The organism is Natronococcus sp., from assembly GCF_047921035.1.
Classification (GTDB): Archaea; Halobacteriota; Halobacteria; order Halobacteriales; family Natrialbaceae; genus Natronococcus.
Window position 1 is genome coordinate 37778 of record NZ_JBLRWX010000010.1, and the last position, 16261, is coordinate 54038.

Consider the following 16261-nt stretch of genomic DNA (forward strand, 5'->3'; position numbering starts at 1 on the left):
CTCACGCACCGATCTCGTACGACCGGACGTTCTCTGACTTTCGTCCGACAGGACGAATCAGGTCCGTTATAGGCCTCGCCCCCGTCGCTCGAGTCGTATGTGGCCGCTCGGACACGCAGCTATCGGCTATCTCTGTTACGCCCTCGCGACCCGACTCCGGTTCGATCGCCCGCCGGGCGAGGTCGCCGTCCTCGCACTTCTGGTCGGCACCCAGTTTCCCGATCTGATCGACAAACCCCTGGCGTGGTATCTGGGGGTGCTCCCGACCGGACGGACCCTCGCTCACTCCCTGTTCGTTCTGCTTCCCGTCTCGATCGCCGTCTACCTCCTCGCGCGGCGGTACGGCCGCCCCGAGTACGGGTTCGCGTTCGGACTCGGCGCGATCTCACACGCGATGGTCGACGCCGTGCCGGCGCTGTGGGGTGGGGGCGGTGCGAATCACCTCCTCTGGCCCGTCACGCCGGTCGAGAGCTACGAATCGGGTGCGCCGTCGGTGACCGCCCTCCTCCTCGAGTCGCTGGGCGAGCCGTACTTCCTCCTCGAGTTCGTCCTCGCGGCGGTCGCGCTCGTCGTGTGGCGCCGGAACGGCTCCCCCGGACTCGCGGCGATCCGGGCGCTGCTCGGGCGGATTCTTTCCGGCCGTTCGACGGCCGACTCGAACTGATCGCGGGCTGATCGCACCGCTCGTCGCGTGTCTCGTTCTCAAGCAGTTCAACTGGCCGACAGAACTATCCCCGTGCGGGTGGTCGACGTGACTGCGGGGAATGCGATTGCCGGAGACTGACCGTTAGGGCACGAGCCGTCCCGGCACCGGCCGGTGGGGACCGGCCGTCCGTGTGATCGATGTCCGACCCGGGCCGTGTCGACGCTCACGTCGAGTCCCGCTCGACGGCGTCGAGCGCCTCGAGTCGATAGTACTTCGTCGTCGTTTCGCCCGGCAGATCCGACCGCGGCTCGCTTCGCGGACGCGTACATCTGAGCCATCCCGACTCGAGTTTCTCGGCGGTCTCGAACTCCTTGCGGGTACCGTCGGTGAACGTAACGAGGACGGTCATTCGACCCCACTCGGACGAATACCGGTCCCGATCCCGCGGGGTGAGGCTTCGCCCGAGCCGACCCTCCGGGTCGCCGTCGACCCCTTACCCGGCCCGTGGCGCCGCACCGAACTCGAGCGTTCATCTCGACTCCGTACAGCCACTCTATATATTAGAACGATAAACTTTGTGGGCGAGGGATCGGTTCCCTTACTCCACGGTGACGCTTTTCGCCAGGTTCCGTGGTTTGTCGATCGACCGACCCAGCTCGTGGGCCGTCCAGTAGGCGACCCGCTGGAGCTGGACGTTCGCGACCATCGAACTCGTGATCTCGCCGGCCGGCGGCACCTCGAGGACGTGGTCGGCGTAGCGGCCGACCTCCGATCTCCCGTCCGTGACGGCGACGACCGGCGTCCCCCGGGCTTCGACTTCCTTGACGTTCCCGATGGTCTTCTCGGCGCGTCGGCCGTCGCCGGTGACGATGGCGAACACCGGGGTCTGTTCGGTGACGAGCGCGAGCGGGCCGTGTTTGAGCTCGCCGGCCGCGAAGCCCTCGGCGTGTTTGTACGTGATCTCCTTCATCTTCAGCGCGCCCTCGAGGGCGACGGGGTAGTGGTACCCCCGGCCGATGAAGAAGTAGGCGCCCGCGTCGGCGTACGTCGAGGCGACCTCTCGAGCGGCGTCCTCGTCGAGGACCGACTGGATGCGGTCGGGGACCGCCCGCAGCTCCTGGACCAGCTCCCGGGAGCGGTGGTCGCTCAGCGCGGCGGCGAGCATCGTCAGCGCGGCCTGCTGGGAGGCGAACGTCTTCGTCGCGGCGACGCTGATCTCCGGGCCGGCCCGGATGTACAGGACGCGGTCGGTCTCCCGGGCGGCCGAACTCCCGACGACGTTGGTCACGGCGACCGTCGTCGCCCCGGCGGCGCTGGCCTCCCGAAGCGCCCGGAGGGTGTCGGCGGTCTCGCCGCTCTGGGTGACGCCGACGACGACCGAGTCGGCGTCGATCGGCATCGCCTCGGCCTCGAACTCGCTGGCCAGGTAGGCGTGAGCCGGCACGCCCCACTCGCGGAACAGCTGCGCGCCGAACAGCGCCGCGTGGTAGGATGTACCACAGGCGACGAACGTCACGGGCGGGGTCAGCTCGAACCCATCGAACTCCTCCAGGGTGACCCGGCCGCTGAGTTCGTCGAGCCGACCCCGGAAACAGTCCCGGAGCGCCGACGGCTGTTCGTTGATCTCCTTTCGCATGTAGTGGTCGTAGCCGCTCTTGCCCGCGTCCTCGGGGTCCCACTCGATCGTCTCGATCGAGGTCTCGACGAGCCGCCCCTCGCTGTCGGTGACCGAAATCTCGTCGCCCTCGAGCCGGGCGAACTCGCCGTCCTCGAGGTAGATGACCCGATCGGTGAACTCGATGAAGGCGGGGACGTCGCTGGCGAGGTAGGTGCCGTCGTCGGCGATCCCCAGTACTAGCGGCGACTCGTGGCGCGCGGCGTACACCGTCTCCGAGCCCGCGAAGACGGCCGCGACGGCGTAGCTCCCCTCGAGCCGGTCGATCGCCGCGCGGAACGCGGCCTCGTGATCGAGCCCGTCCTCGAGGTAGCCGGCGATCAGGTGGGGGATGACTTCCGTGTCGGTTTCGCTGCGGAACTCGACGCCCTCGGCCGTCAGCTCGTCACGGAGCTTCTGGTAGTTCTCGATGATTCCGTTGTGGACGACCGCGACCCGGTTCTCGGCGTCCGTGTGGGGGTGGGCGTTGCGATCCGACGGCGGCCCGTGGGTGCTCCAGCGGGTGTGGCCGATTCCCGTGGTCTTGTTTCCGATCTCGGCGCCCGCGAGCGCGTTCTCGAGCGCCGAGAGCTCGCCCTGGCGCTTGTGGACGTCGAGTCTGCCGTCGGCGAGCGCGATCCCCGCCGAGTCGTAGCCGCGGTACTCGAGCTGAGAGAGGCCGTGGAGCAACACGTCGGCCGCATCCGAGCGGTCGGTGCCGACGTAGCCGATGATTCCACACATCAGCTCCACACCTCCGCGTCGGCGACGATCGTTCCGCCGACGGTCGACCCGCCGTGACAGACGGCGCTGTGGCCGACGACCGTGCCGGGTTCGTAGGTTACCCCGCCGACGTCGCGGACGTGATCGGCGAGTACCGCGCCGAGGATCGTCTCCCGGTGGATCCGGTCGCCGATCTCGACGTCGCCCGGGCCGCCGACGACCGTCGAGTTCGGGCCGATTCCGACCCCCCGCCCGGTCACGCAGTCCCGAAGCGTGGCGCCGTTGTCGACGCGGGTGTCGGCGTCGAGCACCGACCGTTCGACCGTCGCGTTCGACCCGATCGTGACGTTCTCGCCGAGAGAGACGTTCGGCCCGACGACCGCGCCGGGGCCGACGACGCAGTCGTCGTCGATCACGACCGGCTCGAGCACCGTCGCGTCCTCGTGGACCGACGCGCTCGCGGCGATCCGACGTCCGTCGCCCTCCTCGAGCAGGTCGTCGGCGATCCGCAACAGATCCCACGGGTAGGTGGCGTCGATCCAGGTCCCCTCCGAGACGACCCCCCGGACCTCCTCGCCGGCCTCGAGCAGCGTCGCGATCCCGTCGACCAGCGACTGTTCGCCGTCGCGGGGCTCGCTCCGACGAATCGCCTCGAAGATAGATGGTTCGAAGGCGTAGACGCCCGCGTTGAGCTGGTAGCTGCGGTCGTCGTGGGGGTTCTCGACGATTTCGGTGACCGCGCCGTCCTCGAGGAGGACGCCCCCGTACCGCGTGACGTCGGCCCGACGAACCAGCCCGAGCGTCGCCGTCGCCGACTCGCGGTCGTGGGCCGCGATGACGTCCTCGATGATCCGGCTGTCGATCAGCTGATCGCCGTTGACGACGAGCGTCGAGCCCTCGATCGCCGGCTCGGCCGAAAGCAGCGCGTGGCCGCTCCCGAGCTGTTTGTCCTGGGTGACGTAGGTCAGCGGAACGTTCCGATAGCTCGGGCCGAACTCGGACTGGACCCGGGTCCGGCGGTAGCCGACGACGACCGTGATGTCGGTGACGCCGGCGTCGATCAGCGCGTCGAAGACGTGCTCGAGGATCGGTTTCGTCGCCGCCGGAAGCATCGGCTTCGGCCGGTGGGTGGTCAGCGGCCGAAGGCGTTTCCCCTCCCCTGCCGCGAGCACCACTGCGGAGTATCCCATGTCTCCTGACAGCTAGCAACAGCTATTATTCCTTTCGACTGGACGTTCCGCCCGTACTGCCTCGCGTTTCCGACCTTCCTCGCCCCCGGTGAGACTCGAGGCCGAGCCACAGCGGCAACCACACCCGCGCTATTCGACGACGCCGATCGGTCCACGTCCCGGGTTCGTTCGGCGGTTCGCGATGGCGTCTGGAGTGTGGTCGCGGACTTCCTGTAGCGCCAGTCGGCCGTCGGAAGTCACCGAATAGTCACTGCGGGTACATAACTATCCGCGGCCTGTCCGTCCGTTCGATCAGTTGCGACGCTGCAACACCCGTTAGATGGCCAATTATTCCCGGAAGCCGGTCAATTACAGAGTATGATATGCTCGTCGGTCCAACTGCGTTATGGCAGAAAAGAACACGAATCGCGGCACGATGAAGCGGAGAGGATATCTCAAAGGACTCGCGGCGGGCGGACTCGGCGTCGGGACGCTTTCGGTCGCAAGCACCCGTACGCGTGCGGATACGGGCAAGGACGACGAGAAGAAGAAGGACGACGAGACGGAGGAAGAAGCGAAGACGCACGACGTCAAGGGTGACGATCTGTACCTGGTCTTCGGTGCCGACTCCTCGGAGAAGGACCTCGACGGCTGGATCGACAAGCACCGCGACGAGATCAACGGCGACGGGGAGGAGTCCTTCTCGAACGTCATCCAGTACCAGGAGGTCTCCCAGCTCAACGTGCTCCAGCAGGGCAACGCCGTCAGCATCGCCATCGACGGCGCCGACGCGACGGCCGTCCAAGAGACCGAGCAGGACAACGTCAACGTCCAGGACGCGAGCGCGGAGTCGATAGACGTCACGCACGAGACGAGAGACGAGAGGTTCTACGATCCCGGTCGGGTGTACATCGTCTTCGCCGAGGAGACCGGCTGCCGGACGTTCTCCGGCTGGGTCTCCAGGGAGGACACCTACGAGAACGGAGGGTCCGCCACCGCGACGATCGAGCAGGAACAGACCGTCGATCAGTTCAACTACAACAGCCAGAGCACGGCGATGGCCGTCGCGGAGAAGGGCAGCTGCGCCCGGTCCTACCAGCGCAGCTGGCAGGCCAATGAGAACTACCAGCACGCCGAGGCCGTGGCGGCGAACATCGGCGAGGGCGACCGACAGGCCGAGGCGTCGGTCGAACAGGCCCAGGACGTCTCCCAGCTCAACGTCAGCGAGCAGGGCATCGCCATCGCGATCGCCGTCGGCAAGGGCAGCCTCGCGGAGGCCTACCAGCTGAGTTCCCAGCTCAACGTCAACGAGCAGGTCGCCGACGCGACGGCGATCGACTTCGGCTTCCGGTCGACCGACGACGTCCTCGAGTGCGCCGAGATGGAGGGCGAACTTCCGAAGGACGCCGTGAAGCGAACGGACGACGGCAAGGACCAGGCGAACGGTCAGGGCGCGTCGGCGACGATCGAACAGGTCCAGCGGGTCGGCCAGGAGAACATCAACCTGCAGAACGCCGCCATCGCACTCGCCAAAAAGGACAGCGACGCGACCGCTCGCCAGGTGAGCTACCAGGGCAACTTCAACGCGCAGGCGGCCTCCGCGGAGGCGCTGAACGTCAGCGACGGACGCTGCAGCGCGTGTACGGTGCTGAACGGCGCCGCCGCCAACGACGACGGCTCCTGGGCGCTGTCCTACGAGAACGGCGACAGCGAGGTCGGCCTCGAGGCTGCTGCCGCCGAGATCGAGCAGTACCAGTTCGTCGAGCAAGTGAACGTCAACGAGCAGTTCAGCGCCATCGCCTACGCCACCCACTCCGGCGAGGCGACGGCCGAACAGCTGAACTACCAGGCGAACCAGAACGTCCAGCTAACGGAGGCGCGCGCGGTCGGCGAGGGCGACGGCGAGGAGAAAGACGGAAAGAAGGGGAAGAAGGACCGAAAGGACGGCAAGAAGGACCGAAAAGACGGAAAGGATGAAAAGAGGGATCGAAAGGACGGCAAGGACGAAAAGAAAAAGACGACGCACTAGTACGCAGTCGCCCGACTCCCGTTCGAACGTTCGATCCCCCGCTGTGAACGGACCGTCGCCGACGACGCTCCGGTAGTGCGGGCGTTCTCGCTGTAGCTCTCCGACGTTCGATTTCCTGAACCACCAGTCCTGCGGAGTGAGCAGGATTTTTATCGGAGGGAACTGTCCTCTCGAACAGTATGGCCTTTTTATTCCTGTTGCAGGCCACGGGGGAGATTCCGCCGCTCACGACCGAGATGTTGCTGGTTTTCGCCATCATCGGTCTTGCACTCGTTCTTTTCGTTACGGAGCCGGTGCCGATCGACATCACGGCCATCGGCATCATGTTCCTGCTGATCGTGCTCGAGCCGTGGACCCAGATCGACGCCTCAACCGGCGTCGGGGGCTTCTCCAGTTCTGCGACGATCACCGTTCTCGCAATGTTCATCTTGAGCGAAGGCATCCGCCGCACGGGGCTAATCAATATCATCGGTGCGGAACTCGTCGACCGCTTCGGCGACGATCCGCTGAAACAGCTACTCGCCGTCCTCGGACTCTCCGGCGGGACGGCCGGGTTCATCAACAACACGCCGGTCGTCGCCATCATGATTCCGATGGTGAACACTATTTCGGAAAAGACGGGGATCTCCCCCTCGAAGCTGCTCATCCCGGTATCGTACGCAGCGATGCTGGGCGGGATGTTGACACTCATCGGTACCTCGACGAACATCCTCGCTTCGGACGTCTCAGGACGGCTCATCGACCGGCCCTTCTCGATGTTCGAATTCACGCAGCTGGGTGCAATCGTTCTCCTGACGGGCGTGATCTACATGGCAACGGTCGGTCGATTGCTGATCCCCGAACGAATCAAGATGGACGACGAACTCATCGAGGGCTTCCAGATGGCCGAGTACCTCACCGAGGTCGTCGTCCGCGAGGACTCGCCACTGGCCGGGAAGACGGTCAATCAAGCCCTGACCGAACTCGATCTCGACGTGGACATCGTCCAACTGGTCCGTGACGAACAGGTATTCACGGAGCCGCTCGCCCGCAAGGAGATTCGACCCGACGACATCCTCGTCTTACGGACGGATCGGGAGACGCTTCTCGACCTCGTCGATACCGAGGGGGTCGACCTCGCACCGGACGCGGAGGTGACCGACGAACAACTCGAGGTGGAGGCCACGAGGGCCGACCCCGAGGAAGACCAGAGTCTCGTCGAGATCGTCGTTTCGCCGGAGACCCCGCTCGTCGGTGAGACACTCGAGACGCTGAACTTCCGCCAGCGGTACGATGCGACCGTCCTCGCGATCCGGCGCGGCGGACGGGTGATCCACGCCCGAATGGACGAGCGCCAGCTCCGCGGCGGGGACACGCTGTTGATACAGGCGACCGACGAGACGGTACAACGGTTCGGAAACGACCGAAACTTCGTCCTCGCTCGAGAACTGACGCGCCCGGAGTTCCGGGAGAGTCGAATTCCGGTGGCGCTGGGTATCGTCGGTACCGTCGTCGCGCTCGCTGCGCTGGAAGTGATGCCGATTCTGGTGAGCGCGCTCGGCGGCATCGTCGCGATGGTCGCGACGGGCTGTGTCAAACCGAACGAGGCGTACTCGTCGGTGGACTGGAGCGTGATCTTCCTGTTGGCGGGACTGATTCCGCTCGGTGTGGCGATGGAGCGAACCGGCGCTGCGGAGTGGCTCGCGAGCGTTATCGTCGTCTACTCCGGCAGCCTCGAGCCGATCATCGTGCTCGGCCTGTTCTATCTCGCGACGGCCCTTATCACGGAACTCATAAGCAACAACGCGAGTGTCGTGCTCATGATTCCGGTCGCGATCGAGGCAGCCACCCAGATCGGGGCGAACGCGTTCGCGTTCGTTCTCGCCGTGACGTTCGCCGCCTCGACGTCGATGCTCTCCCCGATCGGGTATCAGACGAACCTCATGGTGTACGGCCCGGGTGGGTACAAGTTCACGGACTTCTTCCGCGTCGGGGCTCCGCTCCAGCTTATTTTGACCGTCGTAACGGCGGTCGGGATAGCGTACTTCTGGGGGCTCCAGCCCTAGTCGTCCTCGCGGACGACGAGAGTCGAGACACCGGCGTGTCGCACGACTTTCTCCGCGGTGGTTCCGATGAAGAACCGTTCGGCAGTCGACTTGCTTTTTCCACCGAGGACGATCAGATCGACGCCGTGATCGGCGGCATACTCGAGAATGGCATCTTCGGGGTCGCCCTCGACGAGGCTCGTCGTGGTCCGAACGTCCCGTTCGGTCGCATCCTGTTCGGCCGTGTGTAACGCCTCCGTCCCGATCCGTTTGTAGGGGTCTTTGGTCGCGGTCGTCCGCCCAAGGCGTTGATCGATCACGTAGAGGACGTGGAGGGACGCATCGAACCGATCGGCGATCGTAATTGCCCGGTCGATCGCCAGCTTTGCTGGGGGACTATCATCCGTTGCGACCAAAATCGAGCGATACATACCCGTTCTTCGAGGGTCTGTTAGAAATATCTCACTGCTATCGCATTGCCGACGCGTCGTGCCGGGAAATCCGTTCTGAGGCCGACGACTACCACGGAGCTGACGCTGTCGCCGTGCAGCGAGTCGCTCGAGGAAAACCGCGGAGTCATACGGTTTACTGTACGTCATTTCCGGCGCGACCGCCGCCCGGGCCGCGGTTGCGCCGGTACATCGTTACAACAACCCGTATCAGTCCCGATCGGTCTCGCTCCAGTCGCAGTCCTGACACTTCCGTCCCGTCACGAACTCGGTGACCGAGGGCATGTAGCCGACCTCGAGGACGTCGCCGCCACACTCGGGGCAGTCCGTCTCCGCGTCTTCGATCGCCTCGGCCTCCATGACGGAGTCGTCCTCGATCAGCTCCGCGAGTTTCTTCGCCGTGACCATCCGTCCCTGAACGACGCGATTTTCGCTCACGCTCGAGTGTGTGGCCCCGACGCCCCTAAGCGTTTCTCGGCCGGCGCGAATCGCGGCGTCGTGTTCAGGGCGAACCACTATGGAGCCGGCCGGTGGGGCCACGAGTATGAACCGCAAGGAGTGGACCGACCGACTCGAGTCGACGACGGTGACCGTCGACGGACACGACCTCGAGATGGCGTACGCCGACGAGGGTGAGGGTCAGCCCCTCGTTTTCCTCCACGGGATCCCGACGTCGTCGTACCTCTGGCGGCGGGTTGCGCCCGAGTTCACCGACGACTACCGCGTGATCGTCCCCGAGATGGTCGGCTACGGCGAGTCGACGATGGACGACCGGTTCGACCGCTCGATTCGGGCCCAGGAGCAGGCGGTCGCCGACCTGTTCGACCAGCTCGGTCTCGACTCGGTTTCCTTCGTCGGCCACGACCTCGGGGGCGGGGTCGGCCTGCGCTACGCCGTCCACGAACCCGACGCGGTCGACGAGCTCGTGCTCTCGAACGCCGTCTGTTACGACTCCTGGCCGATCGAGACGATCGTCGACCTCGGCCTGCCCTCGACGATCGAGGGGATGAGCGTCGACGAGCTGACCGATACGCTCGAGTCAGTGTTTTACGGGACGCTGTACGGCGACGACGCCGACGACGCCTTCGTCGAGGGGATGGTCGACCAGTGGGCCTCTGAGGCGGGGATGGTCTCGCTGTCCCGGAACGCGATCGGAACGAACACGAGCCACACGACCGAGATCGATCCCGCCGAGGTGACCGCCCGCACGCTCCTCCTGTGGGGCGCCGAGGACGAGTTCCAGCCGATCGAGAACGCCGAGCGCCTCGAGAGCGATATCGACGGCGCCGACCTCGTCGGCCTCGAGGAGGCCAACCACTGGGTTCCCGAGGACCGCCCCGAGGCCTATCGCGAGGAGCTGCGGTCGTTCCTCGAGGGCTAGCGGGAGTTGGGAGACGGGTTCCGTATTCGGTTCGGATTGTGAAGTCGAACGGACCGAACTGCTACGTCGGAACGCGACCCTACCGCCGTACCTTCTATCAGCTATCGGCAGTGTTGCCAAAGCCCTGCCGAGTACAGAGCGCATCTCGGTCGCGTGGTCCTCCGCTATCGGTTCGTCGAAGGGCAAACATAGATGCCTCAAGCGCCCCTATCCGGAACGATGTCGATGGACGAGTTCGATCCAGAGGAGATGGTCGAGACGAGTGGTTCGCAACTGAAGACGAGTCTCCCCGGCGTGGTCGTGACGACGAAACTCACCGACGCGGATGCGGACGAACTGGAAGCGGTTCACCGCCGACAGTTGGAGTTTGCGCTCGAACGCGCCGAGGAGGCGAAGGAAGCGACACGGATGTGATCTACAGGCGGAGCAGGCCGAGTGCCCCGGGGTCGTCCGGAACTCGGAGAGTTCCGTGACTGAGCGGAACGAAGTTCCGCGAGGTCCGCGAAACCGAAGGTTTCGCTTGATCACGAGAATCGAAGATTCTCGAACGACTTGACCCCGAGGCGGTTCACTGCGACCGATCGACCTCCTCGCCGCTCTCCCACCCTCGAGGCGAGCCGTTCAGCCGCTCGCAGCCCTCGTCGGTGACGACGACGAGGTCCTCGAGCCGGACCCCGAACTTCCCCTCGAGGTAGATCCCCGGCTCGACGGAAAAGACCATCCCGGGCTCGAGTTCGCGGTCGTTGCCCGCGGTGATGTAGGGCGGTTCGTGGACCTCGAGGCCGACGCCGTGGCCGGTGCGGTGGACGAAGGCGTCGCCGTAGCCCGCCTCCTCGATCACCGAGCGAGCGAGACGATCGATCTCGCCGGCCTCGACGCCGGGCTCGACGGCCTCGACGGCCGCCCCCTGGGCCTCGAGGACGACCTCGTGGACCCGTTCGTACTCGGCGGGAGGCTCGCCGACGACGATCGTTCGGGTCTGATCGCCCGGGTACCGCGCGGTTCCCGCCTCGAGGTCGCTCTCGACGAACGCGCCGAAGTCGAGCACGATCGGCTCGCCCCGTTCGATCTCGCGATCGCCAGGATGGTGGTGGGGGCGGGCGCCGTTCGGTCCCGCGGCCACGATGGTCTCGAAGGCGGGCTCCCCACCGCCCTCGCTCGCCAGCAGCGAGTCGATCTCGCTCGCGAGTTCGGCCTCGGTCGTCCCGACCAGCGCCTCGCCGCGGGATCTGATCTCGAGCGAGACGCGGTCGGCGACCGCGCCCGCCCGGCGAAGCGCCGCGAGTTCGGTCTCGTCCTTGCGGATGCGAAGCTCCTCGAGGGCTGCGCTCGCGAGGCCGAACTCGGCGTCGGGGAGCAGCGAGCGCAGGTCGTGGTTGAACGTCGTCCACATGCGGTCGTCGAGCAACACGGTCGACCCCGCGGTGCCGTCCCCCGTCTCGAGCGCCATCCCCTCGAGGACGTCCTCGACGACTGTCAACGGATCCGTCTCGTCGTCCCAGAGCCGAACGTCGGGGAGCCCGAGGGACTCGAGTTGCGCTCCGTACATCGCGGGGGCGACGACTGCGGGCGACCCGGTCCGCGGGACGAACAGCAGGAAGTGACGCTCGGCGGGCGACTCGACGAACCCCGTTAGATAGGTCAGGTTCGGGCTCGGGAAGCAGACGAGCAGCTCCGCGCCGACGGTCTCGAGCCGGCGCCGACAGGCCTCGATGCGGGCGTCGAACGGGGGGTGCATATCTCGAGGGTTTCGGGCGTCCCGAAAAGAGCGTTCGGGTCGCGGGGATATCGAACGGCCGGCGTAGCGACGGGTCTCCCGGCCGAAACGATACCGGGGGGTATTAGAGGTCCATGCGGGTGCAGGCCGCGAACCGACCCGCTAGGGTCCTGTTTCCCTTCAGCGAATGCGAAATACGGAGCACCGGCTGCCCGACGGACGGAGCGACGGGCGACGAGCCGACGGGGGGAGCCGCCCCGACGAGACGGACGACGGTGACGAGGGTCCGGGCTGTCCGGGATCGCTGATCGTCGTCTCGAACCGCCAGCCGTACCGCCACGAGTACGAGTCGGAATCGGAGGGCGACGACCGATCGATCGTCGTCGACGAGCCCGCCGGCGGGCTGACCGCCGGGCTGGACCCGGTCGTCCGGGAGGTCAACGGCACCTGGATCGCCTGGGGCGACGGCGAGGCCGACTTCGCGGTCACCGACGCGAACGACTGCGTCTCCGTGCCGCCCGGGGAGGACGCCTACACCCTCCATCGGATCGACCTCTCCGAGGAGGCCGTCGACTCCTACTACTACGGGTTCAGCAACCAGGTTCTCTGGCCGCTCTGCCACGAGTTTCCCGACCTGATCAAGGAGCGAGGCGACTGGACGAACGACTTCGAGTGGTACCGAACCGTCAACGAACGGTTCGCCGACGCCGTCGCCGAGCACGCGACGGCGGAGTCGATCGTCTGGATTCAGGACTACCACTTCGGGCTCGCGCCGCGGCTGATCCGCGAGCGGATCCCGAAGGCCGCGACGATCGCGCACTTCTGGCACATCCCGTGGCCGACGCCGGAGACGTTCGCGGAGTGTCCCGTCGGCGAGGAGTTGCTCGAGGGGCTGCTCGGCAACGACCTGCTCGGCTTCCACGTGGATCGGTACGCGCGGCTGTTCCTCGAGTGCGTCGAGCAGTACCTCGACGACGCGGTCGTCGACCACGAGGAGTGGCTCGTCGATTACGACGAGGGGACGACCCGGCTGGCGACCGCGGCGATGGGAATCGACGCCGACACCTACGACGAGAGCGCCCGCACGGTCGAGGATACGGACGCGCTGCTCGAGGCGTTCGGCGTCTCCCCCGAGGTCACGCTCGGACTCGGCGTCGATCGTCTCGATTACTCGAAGGGGATCCCCGAACGCCTCGCCGCCCTCGAGCGCTTCTTCGAGCGCAACCCCGATCGGCGCGGGGAGTTTACGTTCCTCCAGAAGGCGACGCCCTCCCGGACGGGCATTCCGGCCTACGAACGGCTCGGCGACCTCGTCCGCAGCGAGGTCACCCGGATCAACAGCCGGTTCGGAACCGACGACTGGCAGCCGATCGTCTACACCGAGGAGTACGTCGCCCAGGAGAACCTCTGTGGCCTCTACCGGCGAGCCGACGTCATGGTCATCAGCCCGCTGCTGGACGGAATGAACCTCGTCGCCCAGGAGTTCGTCGCCTCGAGCGTCGGCGAGGGGCCCGCGAGCGGAGCGGCGCCGGGCGAGCCCCACGGCGACGGCGTCCTGCTGTTGAGCGAGCGAACCGGCGCCCACGAACGGCTCGGCGACGACGCGGTGACGATCGATCCGACCGACACCGACGGGTTCGCGGCCCAACTCGAGACCGCACTGGCGATGCCGGCCAGCGAGCGACGACGCCGGATGCGGTCGCTGCGGACCGAGGTGTTCGAGGCCGACCTCGAGGCGTGGATGGACAGCCAGTTCGCGTCGATCCGGCGCCTGCACGGCTCGAGCGAGTCGGACGACGACGGTCACGACGCACGAACGCCGCCAGTGTAAGATGCAACGACAGCGAACGACGCCGACGCCGATCGACGAGGTACGGCCCCGGATCCGAACGCGACTCGAGGGAGCGACGGAGCTGCTGTTGTGTCTGGACTTCGACGGCACGCTGGCGCCGATCGTCGAGGATCCCGACGAGGCGGCCCCGACGCGGGCCGTCAGTGACGTCCTCGAGCGGCTCACCGACGACCCGGCCGTGACGACCGCGATCGTCAGCGGGCGCGGGCTCGCCGACGTCCGCGAGCGCGTCGACGGTCCGCGGATCTACGCCGGGAACCACGGTCTCGAACTCGAGCGTGGTGACTCGGTCGCCGTCCACCCGATCGCCCGAAAGCGCGCCGAGCGCGTCGACGCCGTCTGCGAGGCCCTCGAGATCGCCCTCGATCCGGTCCCGAACGCCCGAATCGAGAACAAGCGCCTGACCGCCACGGTCCACTACCGGTCGGTGCCCGAACCCGCGCGACCTCAGGTCGAGCGACTCACCCGCGAGACCGTCTCCCGGTTCGGCGACGAGAGCCTCGAGCTCTCCTCGGGGAAGGCGATCCTCGAGATCGGTCCCTCGATCGACTGGGGGAAGGGAAACGCCGTCGGGATGCTCGCCGCCGACCGCTCGGATGGGACGGTTCCGATCTACATCGGCGACGACGTCACCGACGAGTCGGCGTTTCGAACCGTCGAACCCCGGGGCATCGGCATCCGCGTCGGCGACGACGCGCCGACCGCCGCGTCCGGGCGCGTCCGCTCGCCCGACGAGGTCGCCTCGCTGCTCGAGTGGTTCGCGACCGCGGGCGTCGAACGGGTTCGGGACGGACCCGGTGCCGTGACTAATCGGACTTCTGACATTCGGTAACTGATCGGCCGAGAACTCGCTTTTGAGGGGCCAGAAACGCTGGGGAACCAATTATGTCACTCCGAACGGGTCGATCGGTCGGAGTCGAAAGAATTAGTCACCACTGGAAATATAGTGGCACGTACGAGCGTGACCGAGAGTGAAACTACGACAACCCACTGACTTCCTGATCCTCGAGGAACTCGAGGACAAGGGACGCAACGTCGCGACCAACCTGGCGGCCCACACCGGCAAGAGCCGCAAGAACATCAACACCCGACTGCCGGTGCTCGAGGATTACGGGCTCGTCGAGAAGATCGGTCCGGCCGAGCGCTCCGGGCTCTACGAGATCACGTCGCTCGGGCGGGCGGCGCTGGTCTATCGCGACCAGTACGACGAGACCGACGACTTCGAGTCGCTCATCGAGGGCCCGTCCCCGGAGATCGACGAGTCGGCCGGCGAGCAGGGGAGCTTCGCCCGCGGCGACGACGAGACCGACGAGGAGTAAGCCCCTCGGCGCTTTTTCGGCCAGCTACAGCGTCAAGCCCCCGCTGTAGGACTCGAGCTCCCGTCGCGAACACGCCGAGAACGTCAGGCTCAGCGCCCGGTCGCGTCCCGCCGTCGACGGGTAGGCCGTTCCACAGCGCGACCGATCGTGCTCGTAGTCGGGATCCCAGGCGTAGCTGCTGAGCATCGGCGTCGCGACGACGGTCTCCCCGCTGGCGAAGGCGACGCCGTGGTCGTGATCGAGCCCGAGCGCGTGCCCGAGTTCGTGTAACAGAATCTGGATCGTTCGGGTCGGGCGCTCGTTGGGAACGGTCCGGTGGACCGTCTCGCCGTCCCGAGCCGTTCCCAGCTCCGCGATCGGCGGCAGCGTCGCGAGGTAGCGGGCGCCGCCGACGGACGCGACGTGGGGCAGCGCGAACCCGGTCGGCGCGGTCGTCATCTGGCCGTCCGTGACGAGCAGGTTGACGTCGGAGACGGGATCGACGTCACCGAGCCCGATCGCTCCCGATGCCAGCGTCGCGGGCCACTCGCCGCCGCTCGTTACGCGGGCGCCGTCCTCCGTCGAGACCGCGACCGTTCCGCCGACCGACAGCTCGAGGTTCCAGTACTCGTAGTCGAGCATCGCCTCGAGGTAGTCCTGGACTCGCCGGGCGACCCCGTCGTACCCCGCTGCCCGCTCGGAGAGCCAGAGTCGGACCTCGAGTCGGTCGGTCGGCTCCCGCCTCGCGTAGCCGACCGTTCCGACGGTGGCGACCGAGGCAGCCGAGCCGGCCAGCCCGACCAGTAGCTGGCGCCGCGTCAGAGCCGGTTTCTCGTCGCTCGCGTCCTCGTCGTTCATGTTCGCTGAAATCGATCGCGACCTGCGTTTGGCGACCCCTACGAACTACGATGGCTCGCCCTAAAACGGTTCCATTCGGACTACTGACCGTCAGGGAACCCGTACCGTCGGTTTCGGAGCCGGCGACACCGGCGTCGCGTTCGAACCACGCGGGCGGCCTCGCCCTCGAGTCGAACCTCCGCTCGAGCCGGCAGCGCCCCGGGGTCGATCGGGGCGAGCAACAGGAGTGCGCCCGACTCCGTTTCAACCAGCCGCCGGTCGGGGTCGACCTGTCGGAGACACGGGTTCCAGTCGCCCGACCGGAGCCGGCGGGCGACCTCCCAGCCGGTGTAGTAGCGCCCGTCCGATCCCTCGAGAACCGTTTCGGTCCGCAGCCCTTCGATCACGCTTTCTCCCCCGGCGGCGCTCGAGCCGCCTCTCCCCGCTCCCGTCTTCGGTCGCTCATCGCTCGAACCGAGTCG

At 66.7% G+C, this 16261-nt stretch carries 16 protein-coding genes; 8 read left to right on the forward strand and 8 right to left on the reverse strand.

The annotated features are described in order from the left end of the window. Positions 1-97: 97 nt before the first annotated feature. Positions 98-664 (forward strand): metal-dependent hydrolase, encoded by a 567-nt coding sequence (locus tag ACNA7R_RS03825; protein ID WP_416282221.1) that lies wholly within the window; start codon positions 98-100, stop codon positions 662-664. Between the two features lie 205 nt (positions 665-869). On the opposite strand, the gene ACNA7R_RS03830 is transcribed toward ACNA7R_RS03825, so the two are convergent. The 3 genes from ACNA7R_RS03830 to ACNA7R_RS03840 all read right to left on the reverse strand — a co-directional run bounded on the left by ACNA7R_RS03830 (position 870) and on the right by ACNA7R_RS03840 (position 4213). Then, entirely contained in the window at positions 870-1055 is a 186-nt protein-coding gene (locus ACNA7R_RS03830) for a hypothetical protein (RefSeq protein ID WP_416282222.1), read from the reverse strand. 189 nt (positions 1056-1244) lie between these two features. Next, on the reverse strand, positions 1245-3044 hold the full coding sequence (gene glmS / locus ACNA7R_RS03835) for a glutamine--fructose-6-phosphate transaminase (isomerizing) (protein WP_416282223.1): 1800 nt from the start codon (positions 3042-3044) through the stop codon (positions 1245-1247). Further along, the gene (locus tag ACNA7R_RS03840) at positions 3044-4213 is read right to left on the reverse strand and encodes a sugar phosphate nucleotidyltransferase (protein WP_416282224.1); all 1170 of its coding nucleotides are present in this window, start codon (positions 4211-4213) and stop codon (positions 3044-3046) included. Before ACNA7R_RS03840 ends, glmS begins: the two co-directional genes overlap by 1 nt. Positions 4214-4598: 385 nt before the next feature. On the opposite strand from ACNA7R_RS03840, the gene ACNA7R_RS03845 reads away from it, so the two are divergent. Together ACNA7R_RS03845 and ACNA7R_RS03850 are read left to right on the forward strand one after the other, a co-directional pair. Beyond that, complete coding sequence (locus tag ACNA7R_RS03845; protein WP_416282225.1) at positions 4599-6221, forward strand: hypothetical protein; 1623 nt, start codon at positions 4599-4601, stop codon at positions 6219-6221. Between the two features lie 236 nt (positions 6222-6457). Then, positions 6458-8266: an SLC13 family permease gene (locus ACNA7R_RS03850; RefSeq protein WP_416282237.1), complete on the forward strand. Its 1809-nt coding sequence runs from the start codon at positions 6458-6460 to the stop codon at positions 8264-8266. Here the strand turns inward: ACNA7R_RS03850 and ACNA7R_RS03855 are convergent. Continuing rightward, the gene (locus tag ACNA7R_RS03855; RefSeq protein ID WP_416282226.1) at positions 8263-8676 is read right to left on the reverse strand and encodes a universal stress protein; all 414 of its coding nucleotides are present in this window, start codon (positions 8674-8676) and stop codon (positions 8263-8265) included. The two genes, ACNA7R_RS03850 and ACNA7R_RS03855, sit on opposite strands and share 4 nt — an antisense overlap. A 228-nt stretch (positions 8677-8904) precedes the next feature. Next, entirely contained in the window at positions 8905-9132 is a 228-nt protein-coding gene (locus tag ACNA7R_RS03860; protein ID WP_416282227.1) for a DUF5795 family protein, read from the reverse strand. A gap of 106 nt (positions 9133-9238) precedes the next feature. Between ACNA7R_RS03860 and ACNA7R_RS03865 the strand changes: the two genes are divergently transcribed. Continuing rightward, entirely contained in the window at positions 9239-10075 is an 837-nt protein-coding gene (locus tag ACNA7R_RS03865) for an alpha/beta fold hydrolase (RefSeq protein ID WP_416282228.1), read from the forward strand. Positions 10076-10294: 219 nt separating this feature from the next. Continuing rightward, entirely contained in the window at positions 10295-10489 is a 195-nt protein-coding gene (locus ACNA7R_RS03870) for a hypothetical protein (RefSeq protein ID WP_416282229.1), read from the forward strand. 154 nt (positions 10490-10643) lie between these two features. On the opposite strand, the gene ACNA7R_RS03875 is transcribed toward ACNA7R_RS03870, so the two are convergent. Continuing rightward, positions 10644-11813 (reverse strand): M24 family metallopeptidase, encoded by a 1170-nt coding sequence (locus ACNA7R_RS03875; protein WP_416282230.1) that lies wholly within the window; start codon positions 11811-11813, stop codon positions 10644-10646. Between the two features lie 166 nt (positions 11814-11979). On the opposite strand from ACNA7R_RS03875, the gene ACNA7R_RS03880 reads away from it, so the two are divergent. From ACNA7R_RS03880 to ACNA7R_RS03890, 3 genes are all read left to right on the forward strand, one after another. After that, positions 11980-13623: an alpha,alpha-trehalose-phosphate synthase (UDP-forming) gene (locus ACNA7R_RS03880; protein WP_416282231.1), complete on the forward strand. Its 1644-nt coding sequence runs from the start codon at positions 11980-11982 to the stop codon at positions 13621-13623. Between the two features lies 1 nt (position 13624). Further along, positions 13625-14476, forward strand: a complete 852-nt coding sequence (gene otsB / locus ACNA7R_RS03885) for a trehalose-phosphatase (RefSeq protein WP_416282232.1) — start codon at positions 13625-13627, stop codon at positions 14474-14476. 139 nt (positions 14477-14615) lie between these two features. Further along, the gene (locus ACNA7R_RS03890; protein ID WP_416282233.1) at positions 14616-14963 is read left to right on the forward strand and encodes a winged helix-turn-helix domain-containing protein; all 348 of its coding nucleotides are present in this window, start codon (positions 14616-14618) and stop codon (positions 14961-14963) included. Positions 14964-14987: 24 nt separating this feature from the next. On the opposite strand, the gene ACNA7R_RS03895 is transcribed toward ACNA7R_RS03890, so the two are convergent. Both ACNA7R_RS03895 and ACNA7R_RS03900 read right to left on the reverse strand, forming a co-directional pair. Next, positions 14988-15800 carry a hypothetical protein gene (locus tag ACNA7R_RS03895; protein ID WP_416282235.1) on the reverse strand — a complete coding sequence of 271 codons (813 nt, stop codon included), beginning with the start codon at positions 15798-15800 and terminating at the stop codon, positions 14988-14990. Positions 15801-15880: 80 nt separating this feature from the next. After that, a partial coding sequence (locus tag ACNA7R_RS03900) for a hypothetical protein (protein WP_416282236.1) occupies positions 15881-16261 on the reverse strand: 381 nt, incomplete at its 5' end.